Origin of the sequence: Enterobacter cloacae complex sp. P40C2, assembly GCF_014930695.1 — a bacterium.
Lineage (GTDB): Bacteria > Pseudomonadota > Gammaproteobacteria > Enterobacterales > Enterobacteriaceae > Enterobacter > Enterobacter pasteurii.
Genome location: NZ_JADBRP010000009.1, coordinates 56,673 through 76,431 on the forward strand (window position 1 = coordinate 56,673; position 19,759 = coordinate 76,431).

Here is a 19,759-nt window from a genome sequence, read left to right on the forward strand (position 1 = left end):
TAACGTGGCAATAACAATGGCTGCGACAATGTATAACGCCAGGCGCCGTCCGCGATAAATACCAAACATGCTTCCTCCTCGTTTAATGTTGGTTTAGAAATATTTTGTAAAAATCAGCGCGTAGAAATAATTTTAATCAGTTTTGAATAACCTGGTAGTCATTATATTGCGGTAGATCAATTTAACCCGCAAGACTTAAAAATGAATTAATTAAAGCCAGAAAGGAATTCCGGCTTCCGTCCACCGGATATTGAAGGAAAAATACCATGACCAAAAAAAATCTCTCACAGAATATGCCACCCGCAGGCGGGCAGGCGTACCAGCAGTCCGTCGAGCAGGTACTTGCTCACACCCGTAGCCAGGCCAGCGGCCTGGACCGGGCAGACGCGCAGGCGCGTTTGCAAAAACATGGCCCTAACGCGCTGCCGGAGAAAAAAGGCAAGCCGGGCTGGCTGCGTTTTCTCGCGCATTTTAACGACGTGCTGATTTATGTTCTGCTGGCGGCTGCCGTTTTAACGGCGGTAATGGGGCACTGGGTCGATACGCTGGTCATTCTTGGCGTGGCGGTCATCAATGCCTTAATTGGCCACATTCAGGAAAGCAACGCGGAAAAATCACTGAAGAGTATTCGCAATATGCTCTCCAGCGAAGCGCGCGTTATTCGCAACGGCAACCATGAAACGATACCGACGACGGAAATCGTCCCGGGCGATATTATTGTTTTACGCGCGGGGGATCGTATTCCGGCGGATATGCGTTTAATTGAAGCGCATAATTTACGCGTTGAAGAGGCGATTCTGACCGGTGAATCCACGGTCGTGGACAAACACACCAATCCGCTGAGCGGCGAATTACCGCTGGGCGACCGCACGAACCTGGTTTTCTCCGGCACGACGGTAAGCGCGGGCGGTGGCGTCGGCGTGGTAATTGCCACCGGGCAGGAGACGGAACTCGGCCACATCAACCAGATGATGGCGGGCATCGAAAAACACCGCACGCCGCTGCTGGTGCAGATGGATAAGCTGGGCAAGGCGATCTTCGCCATTATTCTGGCGATGATGGCCGCGCTGTTTATCTTCAGCCTGGCGTTCCGCGAGATCCCGATGGGCGAGCTGCTGCTCTCTCTGATCAGCCTGGCGGTGGCCTCCGTACCGGAAGGTCTGCCAGCGATCATCTCCATCATCCTCTCCCTCGGCGTACAGGCGATGGCGCGCAAGCGGGCCATCATCCGCAAGCTGCCTACGGTTGAAACCCTGGGCGCGATGACCGTGGTCTGCTCGGACAAAACCGGCACCCTGACCATGAACGAGATGACGGTCAAAGCCATCATCACCGCTGACGCCTGCTACCGCGTGGACGGCAACAGCTACGAGCCGGTGGGCAATATCTACCTGGAAGGCAGCGACGAGCCGGTGCAGATCCAGCCGGGCACCGTGCTGGAGCAGTACCTGCGCACCGTTGACCTGTGTAACGACAGCCAGCTGATTCAGGACGAGCGCGGTCTGTGGGGCATCACCGGTGGGCCTACCGAGGGCGCGCTGAAGGTGCTGGCGGCGAAAGCCCGCCTGGCGCCGGTCATGACCACGCTGGTTAACAAGATCCCGTTCGACTCGCAGTACAAGTACATGAGCACCCACTACCAGATTGGCGGTGAGGAGCAGATTTTAATCACCGGCGCGCCGGACGTGATTTTCGCCCTGTGCGCGCAGCAGCTGACCCGTAACGGTGCGGAAGCCTTCAGCCTGGGCTACTGGGAAGCCGAGATGGAGCGCTACGCGCGTCAGGGGCTGCGCATGGTGGCGGCAGCATTCAGGCCGGCAAACGGCGAGCAGGCGCTGACGCACGACGACCTGAGCCACGGCCTGATCTTCCTCGGCATCGCCGGGATGATGGATCCGCCGCGCCCGGAAGCGATTGACGCAATCGGCGCCTGCCAGCAGGCGGGGATCCGCGTGAAGATGATCACCGGGGATCACCCGCAGACGGCGATGAGCATCGGCCAGATGCTGGGGATCACCAACAGCGAGCAGGCGGTGACCGGCTATCAGCTGGAAAAAATGGACGACGCCGAGCTGGCGGATGCGGCGGTGAAGTATGACATCTTCGCCCGAACCAGCCCGGAGCATAAGCTGCGCCTGGTGAAAGCGCTGCAGGAGAAAGGTGAAATCGTCGGCATGACCGGCGACGGCGTGAACGATGCCCCGGCGCTGCGTCAGGCCGACGTGGGCATCGCGATGGGCATCAAAGGCACCGAAGTGACCAAAGAGGCGGCGGACATGGTCCTGACGGACGATAACTTCGCCACTATCGCCAGCGCGGTGAAAGAGGGGCGTCGCGTTTACGACAACCTGAAGAAGACCATCCTGTTCATCATGCCGACCAACCTGGCGCAGGGGCTGCTGATTGTGATTGCGCTGCTGGCGGGGAACATCATTCCGCTGACGCCGGTGCTGATCCTGTGGATGAACATGGCGACCTCCGCCACGCTCTCCTTCGGCCTGGCGTTTGAAGCCGCCGAGCGCAACATTATGCGCCGCCCGCCGCGCCAGACCGGGCAGCACGTGATGGACGCCTACGCCGTCTGGCGCGTGGCCTTCGTCGGCACCATGATCGCCATCGCCGCCTTTGCGCTCGAAGCCTGGCTGGCCCCGCGCGGCCACAGCGCGGAGTTCATCCGCACCGTGCTGCTGCAGATGCTGGTCTGCGCCCAGTGGGTGTACATGATTAACTGCCGCAACACCGAAGGGTTCTCCCTGAACCGCGGCCTGCTGGCGAACAAAGGGATCTGGCTGGTAACGGGCGTACTGTTCCTGCTCCAGGCGGCCATTATCTACCTGCCGTTTATGCAGATGCTGTTCGGCACCGAAGCGCTGCCGCTGCGCTACTGGTTCGTGACGCTTGCGGTAGCGGGCGTGATGTTCTTCGTCGTCGAAATCGAGAAGCGACTCACCCGCAGGTTCCGTAAGGCTGCATAACTAAAACCTTACCCCTCACCCTGCCCTCTCCCCAAAGGGGAGAGGGTGTTTACGTACCCTCTCCCCTTTGGGGAGAGGGTTAGGGTGAGGGGAAAATACTGAGGTACTCCCATGAAACTCCCGCTCCTGTTCGCACTCCTCGCCGCTACCCTGCAGCCCGCCTTTGCCGCCGCCATCCCCGTTCGCGTTGCCACCGTGGAGCAGATCGACCACGCCGCCGGGCGCCAGATCCCGGGCCGCATCGAAGCCATCCACACCGTTGAGCTGCGCGCGCGCACGGAAGGCGTGATAACTAAAATCAACTTCCGCGACGGGCAGTACGTCAAAAAAGGTGACGTGCTGTTTGAGCTGGACGACGCCGAGCCGCGCGCCGCCGTGCGTCTGGCGCAGGCCGAGGTAAGAAGCGCCGAAGCCACGCTGCGTCAGGCGCAGCAGCAGCTTTCCCGCTTTGAAAGCCTGGGCAGCAGCAACGCCATCAGCCGCCACGACGTGGACAACGCCCGCATGCAGCGCGACGTTGCCAGCGCCGCCCTCGAGCAGGCGAAAGCCCGGCTGGAGACCCGCAACGTCACCCTTAACTACACGCGCATCACCTCACCGATTGACGGCCGCGTGGGGCACAGCAGCTTCCACGTCGGTAGCCTGGTCAACCCCGCAAGCGGCGTGCTGGTGGAGGTGGTGCAGCTCGATCCCATCCGCATCGCCTTTGCGCTGGAAGAGGGCGCGTTTGCCACCAAAGCCGGACAGCATGCGGATATCGGCGCCATGAAACAGGCCTGGCAGGCCGTTATTGACAGCAACGGCGAGCGCATCAGCGGCGAGCTGACGTCGGTGGATAACCGCATCGACCCGCGCACCGCCAGCGTGATGCTGCGCGCCGAGTTCGCCAACCCGCGCCATCAGCTGCTGCCCGGCGGCAATGCGAATGTGTTTCTGCGACCCGTCAGCAAACAGCCCGTGCTGACCCTGCCAGCCGCCGCGGTCCAGCAGAACGGCGACGGGTTCTTTGCCTGGGTGGTTAACGCCGACGGCAAAGCCGAAATGCGTCCGCTGAAAATTGCCGGGCAGATTGGCCAGCAGGTCCAGATCGCCTCCGGCGTGAAGCCCGGTGAGCGAGCGATTGCTGACGGCGCGCAGCGCGTACAGCCCGGCGCTGCCGTCCAGATACTGAATTAAGGAGCCATCATGCTGACGTTTTTCATCAAACGCCCGCGCTTCGCGATGGTGATTGCGCTGGTCATTACCCTGCTGGGGGCCATCGCGCTGAAAATTATTCCGGTGGAGCAGTATCCGCAGATCACGCCGCCGGTGGTCAACGTCTCTGCAAGCTGGCCGGGGGCCAGCTCGGCTGACGTGGCGGAAGCCATCGCTACGCCGCTGGAGACCCAGCTTAACGGCGTGGACCACATGCTTTACATGGAGTCCACCAGCGCTGATGAAGGCACTTACAGCCTGAACATCACCTTCGCGGCGGGTACCGACCCGGATCTTGCCGCCATCGACGTGCAAAACCGCGTGGCGCAGGCCCTGGCGCAGCTGCCCGCCGAGGCGCAGCAAAACGGCGTGCAGGTGCGCAAGCGCGCCACCAACCTGATGATGGGGGTAAGTCTTTACTCACCGAACAACACCCACACGCCGCTGTTCGTCAGCAACTACGCCAGCACCCAGGTGCGCGAGGCGCTGTCGCGTCTGCCGGGCGTCGGGCAGGTACAGATGTTTGGCGCGCGCGACTACAGCATGCGCATCTGGCTGCGCCCGGACCGCATGAACGCCCTGAACGTCACGACCGACGACGTAGCGCAGGCGCTGCGCGAGCAGAACGTGCAGGGCGCGGCGGGCCAGGTCGGCACGCCGCCGGTGTTCAACGGCCAGCAGCAGACCCTGACCATCAACGGGCTGGGGCGACTGAACCAGGCCGAAGAGTTTGCCGACATTATTATCCGCGCGGGGGAGATGGGCCAGCTGGTGCGCCTGAAGGATATCGCCACCATCGAGCTCGGCTCGCGCAGCTACAGCTCCGGCGCGCAGCTGAACGGGCATGACTCCGCCTACCTCGGCATCTATCCGACCCCGTCCGCCAACGCCCTGCGCGTCGCCGACGCGGTGCGCGCGGAGCTGGAGCGCCTCTCGACGCGCTTCCCGGACGACCTGGCGTATGAGGTGAAGTTCGACACCACCACCTTTGTCGCCGCCACCATCAAAGAGATCGGCGTCTCCCTGGCGCTGACGATGCTGGCAGTGGTCGTTGTGGTGTCTCTGTTCCTGCAGAGCTGGCGGGCAACGCTGATTGTCGCCCTCGCCATTCCGGTGTCGCTGGTGGGCACCTTTGCGGTGCTTTACACGCTGGGCTACTCCGCCAACACCCTCAGCCTGTTTGCCATTATTCTGGCGCTGACCATGGTGGTGGATGACGCCATCGTGGTGGTAGAGAGCGTCGAAACGCTGATGGCGGAAGGGCAGAGCCGCACGGCGGCCACCGCCCTGGCGCTGCGCCAGATTGCCGGGCCGGTGATTGCCACGACGCTGGTGCTACTGGCGGTGTTTGTGCCGGTGGCGCTGCTACCGGGGATCGTCGGCGAGCTGTACCGCCAGTTTGCGGTAACGCTCTCCACCGCCGTGACGCTTTCAAGCCTCGTGGCGCTGACCCTGACGCCAGCCCTGTGCGCCATGCTGCTGCGCCCGCGCCCGGCGAAGCCTGCGGCGATTTTCCGCGGGTTCAACCGGGGGCTGGACGCCACGCGCGGCGCCTACACCCGCATCGTAACGATGTTCAACCAGCGCCCGTGGCTGGCGCTGCTGGCCACCGCAGGCGCGGCGGCCGTCGTGGCGTTCAGCTTTACGTCGATGCCAAAGGGCTTCCTGCCGCAGGAGGACCAGGGCTACTTCTTCGCCAGCGTCCAGCTGCCGGAAGCGGCGTCGCTGGAGCGTACCGAGGCGGTGATGACCACCGCGCGCGAGCTGATTGCCAAAAATCCGGCGGTTGAAGACGTGATTCAGGTGTCCGGGTTTAACATCCTCAACGGCACCAGCGCCTCCAACGGCGGGTTTATCTCCATCATGCTGAAGGACTGGAGCGAGCGTCCGCCGCTGGACGAGGTGATGGGCACCCTTCAGCGCCAGCTGCTGGCCCTGCCGGAAGCGACCATCATGACCTTCGCGCCGCCGACGCTGCCGGGGCTGGGCAACGCCTCCGGCTTCGACCTGCGCATACAGGCGCAGGCGGGGCAGAGCCCGGCGGAGCTGGAGCGCGTGACGCGTGAGGTGCTGGCGAAAGCCAACCAGCACCCGCAGCTGAGCCGCGTATTCACCACCTGGAGCAGCAACGTGCCGCAGCTGACGCTGACCGTTGACCGCGAGCGCGCGGCCCGCCTCGACGTGCCGGTGTCCCACATCTTCAGCAGCCTGCAAACCGCCTTTGGCGGCACGCGCGCCGGGGATTTCAGCGTCAACAACCGCGTCTACCACGTGGTGATGCAAAACGAGATGCAGTGGCGCGAGCGCGCGGAGCAAATCAGCGAGCTGTTCGTGCGCGGCAACAGCGGCGAGCGGGTGCGCATGAGCAACCTCGTCACCATCACGCCGACCGTTGGCGCGCCCTTTATCCAGCAGTACAACCAGTTCCCGTCGGTATCGGTGAGCGGCTCGGCAGCACAAGGGGTGAGCAGCAGCACCGCGATGGCGGCGATGGGCGAGATTCTGGCGCAGAGCCTGCCCGCGGGTTATGACTATGCCTGGAGCGGCATGTCATATCAGGAGCAGCAGACCGGCAATCAGGCGATATGGATCGTTCTGGCGGCGGTGGTGATGGCGTGGCTGTTCCTCGTCGCCCAGTACGAGAGCTGGACGCTCCCGGCGAGCGTGATGCTCTCGGTGCTGTTCGCCATCGGCGGGGCGCTGGTCTGGCTGTGGATCGCAGGCTACGCCAATGACGTGTACGTGCAGATTGGCCTGGTGCTGCTGATAGCCCTTGCCGCCAAGAACGCGATCCTTATCGTGGAGTTTGCACGCGCGCGGCGAATGGACGGGATGGCGATCGTTGATGCCGCGCGGGAAGGGGCGTCGCGACGCTTTCGCGCGGTGATGATGACCGCCGTGTCGTTCATTATCGGCGTCCTGCCGATGATGCTGGCAACCGGAGCCGGTGCCCAGAGCCGCCGCATCATCGGCACCACGGTGTTCAGCGGCATGCTGGTGGCGACCGTGGTGGGGATCCTCTTCATCCCCGCGCTGTTCGTGCTGTTCCAGCGCCTGCGCGAGTGGGGGCACGCCCTTACGGACTCGTCGCCCACAGCTCGCTGTGCTTCTGAACCAGAGAAATAAGCGAGCCGCCGTCGGCGATAAAGTCGCGCATGCGCTGCGCCTCGCTCTTGCCCTGCTTTAACAGCAGGGCAATTTCCTTAATCGCGCTCGTTGCGCCGAGCTTCTCGGCCGACGGCGCAACCTGCTCCAGCAGCCACGCTATGTCTTCCGCGACGGTTTTATGCTCGCCGGTATGCACGTCCGTCAGGATCCCCTCCAGCCCGTAGCGGCACGCCTGAAAACGGTTAAAGCGGTACAGCAGAAAATCCCGCTCCTGATGCTTATACGGCCGCGCGGTCAGCAGCCAGTGCGAGGTGGCCTGGATCAGCCCGGCGATATTAATGGCGTGACCGAGCGTCAGCGGCGTATCCATCACCCGCACCTCCACGGTGCCGAAGTGCGGGCTGGGGCGGATGTCCCAGTGCAGATCTTTAATGCTGTCGATCATGCTGGTGGAACTCAGGCGGCGGAAAAGTCCTTCGAACTCCTGCCAGCTGTTGACCCACGGCATCTGGCCGTTGTCCGGGAACCCGGAGAAGATGTTAAGACGCGACGAGGAGAACTTCGTGTCCGTGCCCTGCATGTAGGGGGAGGACGCGGCGAGGGCGATAAAGTGCGGCACGAAGCGCGACAGGCCGTGCAGCAGATAAATGGCGTCGTCCCCGTTTCGGCACCCCACGTGCACGTGCTGGCCGAACACCGTCGCCTGTAAAATCAGATAGCCAAAGCGCTCCAGCGTGACGTTATAGCGCTCATCGTCACACACCTCCTGACGCTGCCACTTCTGGAACGGATGGGTTCCGCCGCCGCAGATCTGAATATGCTGCTCGGACGCCGCGCGCAGGATGCTCTGCTGCATCCCCGAGAGCTGCGCCGCCGCCTGGTCGATGTTCTGGCACACGCCGGTGGCGATTTCGAGCATGCTTTCGGTGATGTCATGTTTGACCTCGCCGCCTTTAATGTCGTCTTTAACGGCAGCGATCAGCGCGGAGGAGTCCTGACTCAGGTCGTAGCCCGGCGGGTTGACGACCTGAAGCTCAAGCTCGATGCCGAGCGTGTAGGGTTCAGAGGATTTGAAATCAGGTAAGGGCATGGCGCACTCCGTTGTCTGTTGTGTGTTGAGTATAGACAACGGACGCGGCTCTCTCTTTTCAGGGGGATAGTCAGTATCAAACACATATGAGAAACTTGCTGCTTCTGAAAAATGTGGTGGGACCCGCTCAATGTCAGAATCATCTCCGAAGTACCATATAAATGAAGGGCTTATCAGCCTCCCTGATGGATATCAGGATCGTACCGTCAACGTTTTCGCGCTGCCTGCCGGGGATGCGCCCGCGTTCAACATTTCCCGCGATGCCCTCAACCCCGGCGAAGCGCTTGCCGCGTATATCGATCGCCAGCTCGCCCTGATGGCAAAACATCTTAAAGGCTGGAAGCAGGGTGAGCGCCGCGCCGCTACGCTTGGCGACAGCCTTTCACAGGGCGAAATCGTCCACGCCAGCTACCTGCGCGACGCGAAGCGCATCTGGCAGCAGCAGGCCGTTTTTAACGTCGATGGCGATAACGTTCTGGTTTTCACCATGACCTGCGCACGTGCGCTGAGCGATGCTGACGGCGCGCTGCTGGGCGATCTTCTCAGGAGCTTTCGCCTCCACGATTAACATCAGGGATAGTCGTTATGTTTGAAGCTGCACGCGTTGATGATGATATCGGGCACTCCGGTGCGCTGGCCGGGATGATTGCCGGAACGATTGTCGGTGGCCTGATTGCCGCCGCCGGGGGCATTCTGGCGGGGGCCATGTTTATTGCGGGTCTCGGCGCCTCCTGTCTTGGCGTGGGCGTCCTGCTCGTTGGCGCGAGCCTCGCCGTGGGCTATTACACCGGAGAGCTGGCGACCGCCGCCCGGGACAGCATAGCCGACGCCGGGGCGTCCAGCATGACGAAGAAAGGCGTCATCACCTCCGGCTCGCCCAACGTGTTTATCAACGGTAAACCCGCCGCCCTTGCCACCGATAGCACCGTCGACTGTTCTGACGACGGCTCGCAGCAGATGGCCGAAGGCTCTAAGCGAGTCTCCATTAACAGCCAGCCTGCGTCCCGCATCGGGGATCGCACCACCTGCGACGCGAAGGTGATGACCGGTTCGGACAACGTTATTATCGGCGGCGATCCGCAGCAAACCCTGCCCATTCAGTCTGAAGTGCCCGAGTGGCTCTATAAGGTTTCCGATCTGACCCTGCTGTTCGCCGGGCTTCTCGGCGGCTGGGGCGGAGCGGCCGGCAAAGTCGGGGCACTCTCTAAGCTGCTGGGCAAAATCCCCGGCATCAATAAGCTGGCCCGCATCGCCTGCCGTGCCGGTACGCTGATGACCGGCGTGGCGGCCGCGGGGATCATCGCCCGCCCGGTGGATATCGTCAGCGGACAGAAGTTTCTCAGCGGGGATGATGAGCTGGACTTCGTCCTGCCTTCGCGCCTGCCGGTGCGCTGGCAGCGCTACTGGCGCAGCGGCAACCCCGGCGACAGCGTGCTGGGCCGCGGCTGGAGCCTGTTCTGGGAAAGCCGCCTGGAGCCCTATCAGGACGGGCTGGTGTGGCGCGCGCCGTCCGGCGATTACGTCGCCTTCCCGAAAGTGCCGAAAGGCATGCGCACCTACTGCGAGAGCGAAAAAAACTGGCTTGAACATCACCAGGACGACAGCTGGTCGGTGTATGACGTCAGCGGCGAGCGCTGGCACTATGCGCCGCTGCGGGATGATGCCCCGTCGCTGCTCCAGCGCATCTCTGAACCCTGCGGCAACGATATCCTCTTCGAGTGGAATGCGGATAATACCCTGCATGCCCTGACCGACAGCGCGGGTCAGCGCGTGGTCTGCCGCTACGACCGTGACAGGCTCCTCGGCGCCTGGCTGGATGACGAGATCTGCCTGGTCAGTTACGCTTATGATGAACAGCGCCAGCTGGTCTCCGTGACCGGCCGGGGCGGTAGCGTGCGCCGACGCTTCAGCTGGCAGGACGGGCTGATGAGCGCCCACGAGGACGCCAACGGCCTGCTGAGCGAATACCGCTGGCAGGAGATCGACGGCCTGCCGCGCGTGGTCGGCTTCCGCCACAGCGGCGGCGAACGGCTGACGTTCGAATACGATTTTGATAACGGCACCCGCCGCGCGACCCGCGAAGACGGCGCGCAGGCGCACTGGCTGGTGGATGACGACGACAACGTCGCGCGCTTCACGGATTACGACGGTCGCCAGACGACGTTTGTCTACCGCGACGGCGAGCTCTGCGACGTCATTCTGCCGGGCGGCGCGATGCGCCGCAGCACGTGGGACAAATATGGCCGCATGACCAGCGAGACGGACCCGGCGGGCCGCCGCACGGAGTATCACTGGCATCGCCTGACCGACCGCATCACCCGCACGGTGTACCCGGACGGCACCTCATCGCAGGCCATGTACGACCTTCGCGGTCGTCTGCTGTCGGAAACGGATCCGGTTGGTAGCACCAGCGCGTATGGCTATCCCGACGATGAAGAAAACCTGCCGGAGAGCATCACCGACGCCACCGGCGGCGTGGTGCGTCTGGTCTGGAACCACCAGGGGCTGCTGACGCAGCGCACCGACTGCTCCGGCAGCGTGACCCGTTTCACCTACGACCGCTTCGGGCAGCTGGTTGAAAGCGAAGATGCGGAAGGGAATATCACCCGCCGGGAGTGGAGCCGTGCCGGGCTGCTCAGCGCCGTAATCCACCCGGACGGCAGCCGCGAGTCGCTGGTGTGGAACGAACGCGGCCAGCTCACGGGCTGGCGCGACCCGCTGGAAAGCGAGGTGAGCTGGGCCTATAACGCGCTCGGCCTCCCTGTCAGCCTCACCGACCGTATCGGCCGCGTGCGCCAGTGGCGCTACGACCCGCGCGGCAACCTGCTGCGGCTCGATAACGGCAACGGGGCGGAATACCGCTTCACCTACGACGCCGTGGGCCGCCCGCTCAGCGAAACGCGCCCGGACGAGACCGTGCGCCATATGCAGTGGGACGCGCGAGGGTTCCTCTGCGCGCTCGAAGAAAACGGCCGGCCTGCCGCCGACGGCGGCATTGCCCGTCGCGTCCAGCAGTTCCGCTATGACGACAGCGGGCTGCTGATTGGGCGTACCCAGCGCCACGCGGAGTACCATTATTTCCGCGACCCGAGCGGCCAGATTACCCGCATCCGCCGCACGCCAACCGCCGAAGGCGTTGCCCTGGGTGTTGAAAGCAATGAGATCGCTTACCGCCACGACGACGCCGGGCGCGTGCTGAGCGAGTCCGGCATTAACGGCGCGGTGGGCTATGAATGGGATGCACTGAGCAACCTGACCGGCCTGACGCTGCCCGGCGGGCAAAAGCTGGCCTGGCTGCACTACGGCTCCGGCCACGTCAGCGCCATCCGCTTCGGGCAGCAGCTGGTGACCGAGTTCACCCGCGACCGCCTGCACCGCGAGGTGCGCCGCACCCAGGGCGCGCGCGAGCAGCTTCGTCAGTATGACAGCCTCGGCAGACGCACCCTGCAGCGCAGCGAACTGAGCACGAACGTGACCCTGCCGGAGCAGGCGCTACTGGAACGCCTGTATCGCTACACCGCGCGCGGCGAGCTTTCCGGGGTCAGCGACACCCTGCGCGGTGAGGTGGACTACGGCTACGATGCCGAAGGGCGTCTGCTGAAGCACTACGAGGCGCGACAGGGCTACAGCCGCGCGCAGTTCAGCTATGACGCGGCGGATAACCTCGCCGCCAGTGACGATGCCGCGCCGGTCACGGACAACCGCCTGCGGCACTGGCAGGCGCTGTTCATGAAATACGACTCCTGGGGCAACCTGGTCAGCCGCCGCATCGGGCTGTACGAGCAGCATTATGCGTTTGACGCCGAGAACCGGCTGGTATCCGCCCGCGGAACCGGGCCGGAAGGGCGGTTTGAGGCGCGCTACCACTACGACGCGCTGGGCCGCCGCACGCGCAAAACCGTCACCACCGCGCACGGCACCACCAACACCCGCTTCCTGTGGCAGGGCTATCGCCTGCTGCAGGAGCAGCAGGATACCGGGCCGTGCAGCACCTATATCTACGACCCGAATGAGGCCTGGAGCCCGCTGGCGCGGGTGGATCATCTTCATGACCAGAGCAGCGGTGAGATTTACTGGTTCAGTACCGACCTGAACGGCGCGCCGCTGGAGGTGACCGACGAGCGCGGCGCGGTGCGCTGGAGCGGCCAGTACGGCAGCTTTGGCGAGGTGCGCCATCAGAGCGAAGGGGTCTCAAGGTTTGTGCATCGCACGGCGATGGCGCACCAGCCGCTGCGCTACGCCGGGCAGTACGCTGACGGTGAAACGGGACTGCACTATAACCTGTTCCGCTACTACGACCCGCAGGTCGGGCGGTTTATTGTGCAGGATCCGATTGGGCTGAATGGCGGGTGGAACCTTTATCAGTATGCGCCGAATCCGTTGGGTTGGATTGATCCGCTGGGTTTAACAAATTTAAATAGCGTACAACAGCAAATTGATGCTGTTCTTCGTGAGCATTTACCAGCGATACAAGCGATTGACCCTAATGCAACTATTGGTTATCGAGGAAGTGTCGCAAGCGGCATAAGTAAAGCACATGATCCTAATATTTCTAGACCTATAAATTTCAATAATTTTGATGTGGATGCTTTTATTCAATCGGATTATTTAGCTAATGAACCTGTATTTACTAACAGACGCCGTGATGCATCAAAAATTGCAGGAATGAGCGAAATAGAAGCGTCTATAGATAGTAAATTACGTTCTACCCTACCTGGTTTAAGAGAAGAACCTTTCGGTTTCAGAATTTTTAAGAGCCATGAGTTAAGCGACATGGCAAGGCGTGGTGATGTTCAGCACAAAGTCGGCTGTAAGTAGGAGAAAATGAGTATACATAAACGATGGTTAAGCTTTGTATTGCTTGAAGATATATCATTTAAAGAGCTGCTTACAAAGTTAGAGCAGGTGTTTGAACGAACACTGGTTTGCGAGGATGATGAGGGGCGTTATATCGCTAAAACTGAGTGTGATGGTTTTACTGTAACGCTTATAGATAAAGAAGATAGGTTAAGCGAATTTTTATGCGATGAAAACTATAGTCTTGAAATCACGATAACATCTGATGACTATTTTAATTCCAATTTTGAAGATTTCATAAAGGAAACTTTAAGGAATGGTAATATAAAATGGGAAAGATCAGTCTGGGCCCCTGATAAATTACCTCAATGAGTAAACTGTTTTAAATGATCTTTAAACCCAGTTAATTAAATAGAGTTTAACTGGGTTTTGTTTTTTTTTATTTATTAAATATAGCAGATGCTTTATATTTATTTACGATCCAAACGAAACTTGAAGCATGCTGGCATGGTTAGAACATCTTCCTGATCAGAACAAAGGTCAAATTTAGTGGTTCAACACTACCTGAATGGGGCCTTGTAGCTGACCTGCATAATTTTTTAATCTAAAATGCCTTATGAAAAATGTAGAAAGCTAATCAGGAGGAAATAAATTCTAGAGGAGATAGGTGTGGCTGATAACCAAGAAAAAAAATTGACTTTAAGTCAAGGTGAGGTAGTCACCTTGAAAAAAGCGATTATGTATTTAAAATTTTCCTGTGAGGAAACCGAATCTGTAATGTACGCAGGTAGTCCTCTGATTAACTCTATTTTTTCTAAACTACTAGAGATTGATGATTTAGGGCAACAATCTATTGATTTTTATAATAAACGCCATACCGAGAACGAAAGATTTGTTTTGGCTAAATTAGATAAGTTACAACTTGAAAATGGTCGAGAATTTCAAAGTGAAGTAAAGGAAAGTTCTTTTAGGGAATGCCTTTTTCCATTCTCAAGAAAGTAACTTCTATATTGTAAGTGGCCGGTTGGTAAATAATCCTTACCGGCTCTTTTTTTAATCCGCAGATAATTAATGCTCCATTAGAGTCAAAATTACTGCACTTCGTTGTGTCTTTCCCGCGTTGAGGTTCTAAAAGTCAATTCGAAAAAATATCACGGGGTTAAGTACGAGTCTCTTGAAACTAAGAAAACAGCCAACTTATTGAATCCAAAAAAATAGGGAGGTAATGTCACTTGAACTGGATGTTTATGTAGATGATGAAGGTGTTTCAGTCGATTTAATCTTATCAGTATTTGGGCCTTCTCTCGCCCAGTGCATAAACCTTGAATCTGATTCAGTCGATGGAAAAATGAAAAAAGAGATCGATTTTCTTATTAAGAAGCAGAAATATTTTTCCGATAAAATCGCAACTGAAACCCAGACATATAGCAAGCGTATTTATGGTGCGGATGTAAAAGACTTGATTTTGCTGAAAGTTTATCTTTCCCCAGATGAGGACAATGAATTTGGGTTCATGTTCTCGACCAATTTAGATGAGGAACATGGGATTGGCATCAAATTTAAAGGTTTTGAAGAGAAGAAAATTGGTAGTGGCGAAACAGCATTTTTATAAAATTTAATTATGTCTATCCGATCGGGTAGACCCATTCATGTGGCAGGGTTACCGCCTGCTGCAGGATGCCGGGCTCTGCCGTACTTATATTTACAACCGAATGAAACCTGGAACCCCCTGACACGAGCTAACATCTTAGTGACTAGAGCAGTGGTGACATTTACTGGTTATAACAAACCTTTTTATCTTGATGATCTTCTCGCTCAGGATATGCATTTAATCGATGCCAGCGGTAAAACGATGACCACCATTTTTCCCGGATTTCATTTGATCCAGGCTGGTAAAGCGCTTTCGCATGTCGTCTGGTGATGGATAGTGTTCCTTTTTTAGTACCCGGTAAAGATCGTCCAGAACGGGTGCTTGATTAAAAAATTGTCTGGTGGATGCGTCGAAAGGCGCTCTTGAGACTACGTGCATCCTTGCCCCTTGTTTCCAGACAGGAAACATTATAGGTGATGGTTGGTGGGTTGATAATGTAGAAACATTGATGGAGTGCAGTGTTCATATGCTCGTGATGAAGGCGCTCATTTAATGTGTGCGAACACTTTATTAGGTGACTGTGAAAGAAATGTCCGCTTTGTGCCAAAAGTGGACCTTCCAACAAGCTATATAGGAACAGATCAATCCTCATTGCTCCACACTTTGGGAGCAACTAGTGTGTTACTGAGAATTTTTAATAATTTCCCGATATGAAAATATTGATTAGGCGTATTTTTTATGTTATCGGTTGGGTCAGGTTTTTTGCAGTAATAACTCAGATTATACTGACAAAGAAACATAATTCTTGCTATATTTTCAGGGAACAATTCAAACGATTGAGTATGAATAAGATATGAGTAAAGAATTTAACAAAAAAGAGATTTACCCCTCTCCAAAGGACTCGTTTAGCTTTGTGTTACAGCCCATATCTGAAATGAAAGATGAGGCACTAGTGGTGTTGGATGCAAATGTACTTCTTTTGCCTTTTACAACTAACATTAAGAATGTACAGGCAATCAAAGAACTTTATACTAAACTATCTAAAAGAGAACAGTTGTTTCTTCCTGCACAAGCAGTAAGAGAGTATTTGGATAATAGAGCTACAAAAATCAGTGACATAAATGAAGCTCTTCAAAAAAAATCGAATCAAAATTTCAACTATGTTGGTGTTCATCCACTACTTGAGAGCTTGACCGAATATAAAGAACTAATTGAACTAGAAAAATCACTAAAAATTGCCATAAAGAATTATCAAGCTAAGATTCGAGATACACTTTCAGCGGTTCAGGCATGGGGCTGGAATGACCCTGTAAGCAAAATGTACCATGAGGTCTTAGCTGATAGAATTTTGGATGATGACGCACTAGATTTCGCAATTATAGAAAAAGATCTAAAAAGAAGAAATGAGCTAAACATCCCGCCTGGTTATAAAGATAGGAGTAAGGATCAGAATCAGGCAGGAGATTTAGTAATCTGGCACGAGATTCTTAATCTCGCAAAAAATAAAGATAAGCATCTTATCTTTGTTTCTGTAGATGAGAAAACGGATTGGTGGCATCAAAGTGGAAAAACTCCACTTTATCCTAGGTTTGAGTTAGTTGATGAATTTAGAGAGGCAACAAAAGGAAAATCATTTCATATCGTCAGCCTTTCAGCTTTATTAGAGATCTTTGATACAGATTCTGAAGTGGTTAAATCTGTGAAAATTACGGAAGAAGAGGTCAAATCTACTACCGAGTTAGAAATAAAGCATTCACAGAAACAAGCAAAAGCTTCTTTTGATCCCGATGATGAATATCGTAAATACCTTAATATACCTAATGATCATGGTCTAATAATCAATCATATTAAATGGGGTGTAAAAGGTGGGTATGATACAGACACATATCTAATTTCGGAAGTTGATAGTGCCGGGAATATCATCAATAAATATAATTTTTACGATAGTACGAAAACCAGCCCCCCATTTGGTCGTGAATTTCATGCGGAAAAAATATAAAAATTACATGTTGTCGTACTTATCCTAAGCTACGCCACGATGAGAATCAGTCTCAAATGTAAGCATCAGGATTCTAGGGAGTACAGCGTACTGGCATGCTCCCGGTTGATCATCACACGCAAATGTTAGTCCTACATCCCTGCGGTTATGACAAATGCGAACTTCCGCTCCTCGCTCTTAACGGACATTCAACAGACAGCATTGTACTTTGCATAAGGCCGAAATCCTGCTTCTTCTCAGCAGTATTCCGGCCTCCCATCACCCGCCTCAGTGCGCCGTAATATAAGGCTCCTTCACAAACTCCGCCAGCAGCCAGACCATATCATGCAGCAGTCCGGTGAGTTCTTTCGCCACGCTCGCAGGCAGTCTTCCGCCCATCACCGCCAGCGTTAACGCCGCAGCATAATCCAACTGTAACGCTGTCTCCTGCCAGCAGTCCGGCACGCAGGAGTTAATCTTTTCACCTGTAATCAATTGCTCAACCAGATAAGACGGTAGCTCTGAGTCACAGCATTCACGCAGCCGCTTCAGCGCGGCCAGTAATCGCTTGCAGAGCGTGGCAAACGTCACCGCGTCGTCAGTTTCCACCAGCACGCTCACATACGCAGTGCAGGCGTCAGCCAGTTCGAAGAGATCCGCAGAATCCGGAAGTTGCAGATGGAGAAGGTGATAAACAGCGCTTTCTTCAGTTAGCGCGTAAGACAGGGAAGGGGTAGTTGTCATGTGATTTTCCTTTTTAAACATACTCCAGACCACCACATAAGTTCCTACGCTCATGGGTGGTAGCGCTGACGGAGGTAGGAATACCGCACATGACAAAACGGCCAACCTTTCGGTTGCTCCGCCAGCGCGACCGTATTTTAACGGGATGAGCGCTGTCGCGACAAAAATAATTGCCGTGTCATGTTGTGCGGGTTCCTACGCCCGGTTACGGATGTGCCGCAACGCAGGCACTGTACGACCGAGAGGAAGAGATGAAAAGGGATAACCCTGAATTACATAAGGTTGCTTGCAGGTTTGCGAGGCGGCTTCCAGAAGGGCATTGCCGTGTGGCGACTACGCCTGACCCGGTCTACAAAACCACCGCGATACGACCCGTAGGCCCGCGCAGGCGCAGCGCCGCCGGACACAGTTTGCACTGCGGTTACGTTTTACGCAGACCTTTTCATTTTTAGCAACCCTTCTAATAACGTCTGCGTCGCGCGGGAGGATTTTCCCGCCTGTGAACAAACCAGCCCAAACTCCCGGCACAGTGAAAGCGTAGCCATTTTGTAGTACATGGTAGACCTCAAGCCAGAACGATGTCTGGCACCGCGACCAGCCATCCGGGCGTTTAAATGGTTAAAATAAATAATAATAATCATTGCGCAATAAATTTCGCTGTGTCTTAATAGCGTCATCGGTTTGGAATACAGACCTTATGAAAGCAGTTTTAGTAAAGCAGTCCTCAGTTCAGGTGTTATCAGTAGATACTCCTTCTTCGTGAGCCTCCTCCTAAGTGCCAAATAAGTAACTCTCGAAATACAGGCCATCATCGCCGCGCTTAAGTGGCTCATAAATTAAGGATTTATCTATGTCTAATAAAATGACTGGTTTAGTAAAATGGTTCAACGCAGATAAAGGTTTTGGCTTTATCACCCCTGACGACGGCAGCAAAGATGTATTCGTACATTTCTCTGCAATTCAGAGCGACAACTTCAAAACGCTTGATGAAGGTCAGAAAGTTTCCTTTACCATTGAAAATGGCGCAAAAGGTCCTGCAGCTGGAAACGTTTCTCCACTGTAACCTGCGCTAAATATCAGTGTGGCATACGATAGCGATGAAGACACTAGTCCGAGCAGTTAAGCTGTACTGACAAAAAATAACCCGCACCTGTGCGGGTTATTTATTTTTAAAGGGTAATGGCACCTGAGTTGTATATAGCAGCCTGCCCATATTCCCTTCCAATTCAGCCTCAAAACCCGCTTCGCAATAAATTTAGTATCAATACAATCCGCAGTTTTTGAAATGGTTCATCCCTGCTCCCGTTCCCCCTCGCTCATCATCGCCAGAAATCGCTTCACCGTCCGCGAGCGTTCAAAGCGCCGCCAGCAGAGCGCGATATCGGTATAAAGCTCCGGTGAGCTCAGCGCGTGGTAGGTCACGTTCGGCGGAGAAATGGCCGCCATCGACTGTGGCACCAGCGCGAAGCCGCCGCCGGCGGAAACCATGCTCAGGGAAGAGGAGAGCTGTGAGGATTGCAGCGTATGTTGCATATCGATTCCGGCCCGCTCGCAGCTGCCGTAAACGCGGTCGTACAGCCCCGGCGCGACCTCCTGCGGGAATAGTACTACCGGCGTATCCTTAAGCTCATCCAGCGCCAGATCGCCGCGCGCCGCCAGCGGATGGTCGCGATGCAGCGCCACCACCATCGGCTCCCGGTCGAGGATTTTTAGCTCGAACACCTTGCTGCTCTCGCACGGCAGGCGCACGAAGGCGATATCCAGCTCACCCTCCGCCAGCATCGTCGTCAGCGAGGACATATTGGCTTCCACCTGGTGAACCTGCACCGCCATGTTCTGCACCTGATACTGGCGAATAAGCGCGAAAATTTTGGGATGAAAAGCGTCGGAGCTGGTGATGCCAATCGACAGGCTGCCGTTCAACCCGCGCGCGATGCCGCGGGCTTTCTCCAGCGCGGCGTCGCTCAGCGCCAGGATCTTGCAGGCGTCCTCGTAGAAGGCTTCTCCCGCCTCGGTCAGCTCCACGCCCCGCGTCAGGCGTCTGAACAGCGGCGTGCCCACTTCCTCCTCAAGCCGTTTGATCTGCTGGCTCAGTGGAGGCTGTGAAATACCCAGCGCTTTGGCCGCCCTGGTGAAGTGTCGCTCGCGTGCAACCGCGACAAAATAGCGCAGATAACGAAGTTCCATATCTAAAACGTCTCAAACCAGCATGGATTCTATATTGGAACTCTCTGCTGAATCGGGTCAACATTTATTTAACCTTTATAAATAAAGTTGAAGAG

The 19,759-nt window shown here is 56.3% G+C and carries 13 protein-coding genes and 1 pseudogene; 10 read left to right on the forward strand and 4 right to left on the reverse strand.

Translation table 11 applies throughout. From position 1 onward, the window contains the following. The first annotated feature begins 266 nt into the window (after nucleotides 1–266). The 3 genes from IM304_RS15735 (at nucleotide 267) to IM304_RS15745 (ending at nucleotide 7,295) form a co-directional block, all read left to right on the forward strand. Entirely contained in the window at nucleotides 267–2,975 is a 2,709-nt protein-coding gene (locus tag IM304_RS15735) for a cation-transporting P-type ATPase (RefSeq protein WP_193355961.1), read from the forward strand. A 111-nt stretch (nucleotides 2,976–3,086) separates the two neighbouring features. Then, nucleotides 3,087–4,151, forward strand: coding sequence for an efflux RND transporter periplasmic adaptor subunit (locus IM304_RS15740; protein ID WP_193355962.1), 1,065 nt, complete (start codon nucleotides 3,087–3,089; stop codon nucleotides 4,149–4,151). 9 nt (nucleotides 4,152–4,160) lie between these two features. Beyond that, nucleotides 4,161–7,295 carry an efflux RND transporter permease subunit gene (locus tag IM304_RS15745; RefSeq protein ID WP_193355963.1) on the forward strand — a complete coding sequence of 1,045 codons (3,135 nt, stop codon included), beginning with the start codon at nucleotides 4,161–4,163 and terminating at the stop codon, nucleotides 7,293–7,295. On the opposite strand, the gene IM304_RS15750 is transcribed toward IM304_RS15745, so the two are convergent. Continuing rightward, entirely contained in the window at nucleotides 7,246–8,367 is a 1,122-nt protein-coding gene (locus tag IM304_RS15750; RefSeq protein ID WP_148419355.1) for a YbdK family carboxylate-amine ligase, read from the reverse strand. The two genes, IM304_RS15745 and IM304_RS15750, sit on opposite strands and share 50 nt — an antisense overlap. A gap of 130 nt (nucleotides 8,368–8,497) precedes the next feature. On the opposite strand from IM304_RS15750, the gene IM304_RS15755 reads away from it, so the two are divergent. The 5 genes from IM304_RS15755 to IM304_RS15775 all read left to right on the forward strand — a co-directional run bounded on the left by IM304_RS15755 (nucleotide 8,498) and on the right by IM304_RS15775 (nucleotide 14,776). Continuing rightward, nucleotides 8,498–8,935, forward strand: coding sequence for a DcrB-related protein (locus tag IM304_RS15755; RefSeq protein WP_193355964.1), 438 nt, complete (start codon nucleotides 8,498–8,500; stop codon nucleotides 8,933–8,935). A gap of 17 nt (nucleotides 8,936–8,952) precedes the next feature. Beyond that, nucleotides 8,953–13,185, forward strand: a complete 4,233-nt coding sequence (locus IM304_RS15760; protein WP_193355965.1) for an RHS repeat-associated core domain-containing protein — start codon at nucleotides 8,953–8,955, stop codon at nucleotides 13,183–13,185. Between the two features lie 6 nt (nucleotides 13,186–13,191). Continuing rightward, nucleotides 13,192–13,536, forward strand: coding sequence for a hypothetical protein (locus IM304_RS15765; protein ID WP_193355966.1), 345 nt, complete (start codon nucleotides 13,192–13,194; stop codon nucleotides 13,534–13,536). 297 nt (nucleotides 13,537–13,833) lie between these two features. After that, nucleotides 13,834–14,166, forward strand: coding sequence for a hypothetical protein (locus IM304_RS15770; protein WP_193355967.1), 333 nt, complete (start codon nucleotides 13,834–13,836; stop codon nucleotides 14,164–14,166). Nucleotides 14,167–14,389: 223 nt separating this feature from the next. Then, nucleotides 14,390–14,776 (forward strand): hypothetical protein, encoded by a 387-nt coding sequence (locus IM304_RS15775; RefSeq protein ID WP_193355968.1) that lies wholly within the window; start codon nucleotides 14,390–14,392, stop codon nucleotides 14,774–14,776. 244 nt (nucleotides 14,777–15,020) lie between these two features. Here the strand turns inward: IM304_RS15775 and IM304_RS22430 are convergent. Then, nucleotides 15,021–15,193: pseudogene (locus tag IM304_RS22430) on the reverse strand (cytoplasmic protein); the annotation flags it as partial. 415 nt (nucleotides 15,194–15,608) lie between these two features. Here IM304_RS22430 and IM304_RS15785 point away from each other — a divergent pair. Then, on the forward strand, nucleotides 15,609–16,754 hold the full coding sequence (locus tag IM304_RS15785; RefSeq protein WP_193355970.1) for a PIN domain-containing protein: 1,146 nt from the start codon (nucleotides 15,609–15,611) through the stop codon (nucleotides 16,752–16,754). Between the two features lie 267 nt (nucleotides 16,755–17,021). Here the strand turns inward: IM304_RS15785 and IM304_RS15790 are convergent, their stop codons facing one another. Next, on the reverse strand, nucleotides 17,022–17,477 hold the full coding sequence (locus IM304_RS15790) for a hypothetical protein (protein WP_193355971.1): 456 nt from the start codon (nucleotides 17,475–17,477) through the stop codon (nucleotides 17,022–17,024). 850 nt (nucleotides 17,478–18,327) lie between these two features. Between IM304_RS15790 and cspA the strand changes: the two genes are divergently transcribed. Continuing rightward, the gene (gene cspA / locus IM304_RS15795) at nucleotides 18,328–18,540 is read left to right on the forward strand and encodes an RNA chaperone/antiterminator CspA (protein ID WP_022647355.1); all 213 of its coding nucleotides are present in this window, start codon (nucleotides 18,328–18,330) and stop codon (nucleotides 18,538–18,540) included. Between the two features lie 227 nt (nucleotides 18,541–18,767). Here the strand turns inward: cspA and IM304_RS15800 are convergent, their stop codons facing one another. Beyond that, the gene (locus tag IM304_RS15800) at nucleotides 18,768–19,664 is read right to left on the reverse strand and encodes a LysR family transcriptional regulator (protein ID WP_148419348.1); all 897 of its coding nucleotides are present in this window, start codon (nucleotides 19,662–19,664) and stop codon (nucleotides 18,768–18,770) included. Nucleotides 19,665–19,759: the final 95 nt, after the last annotated feature.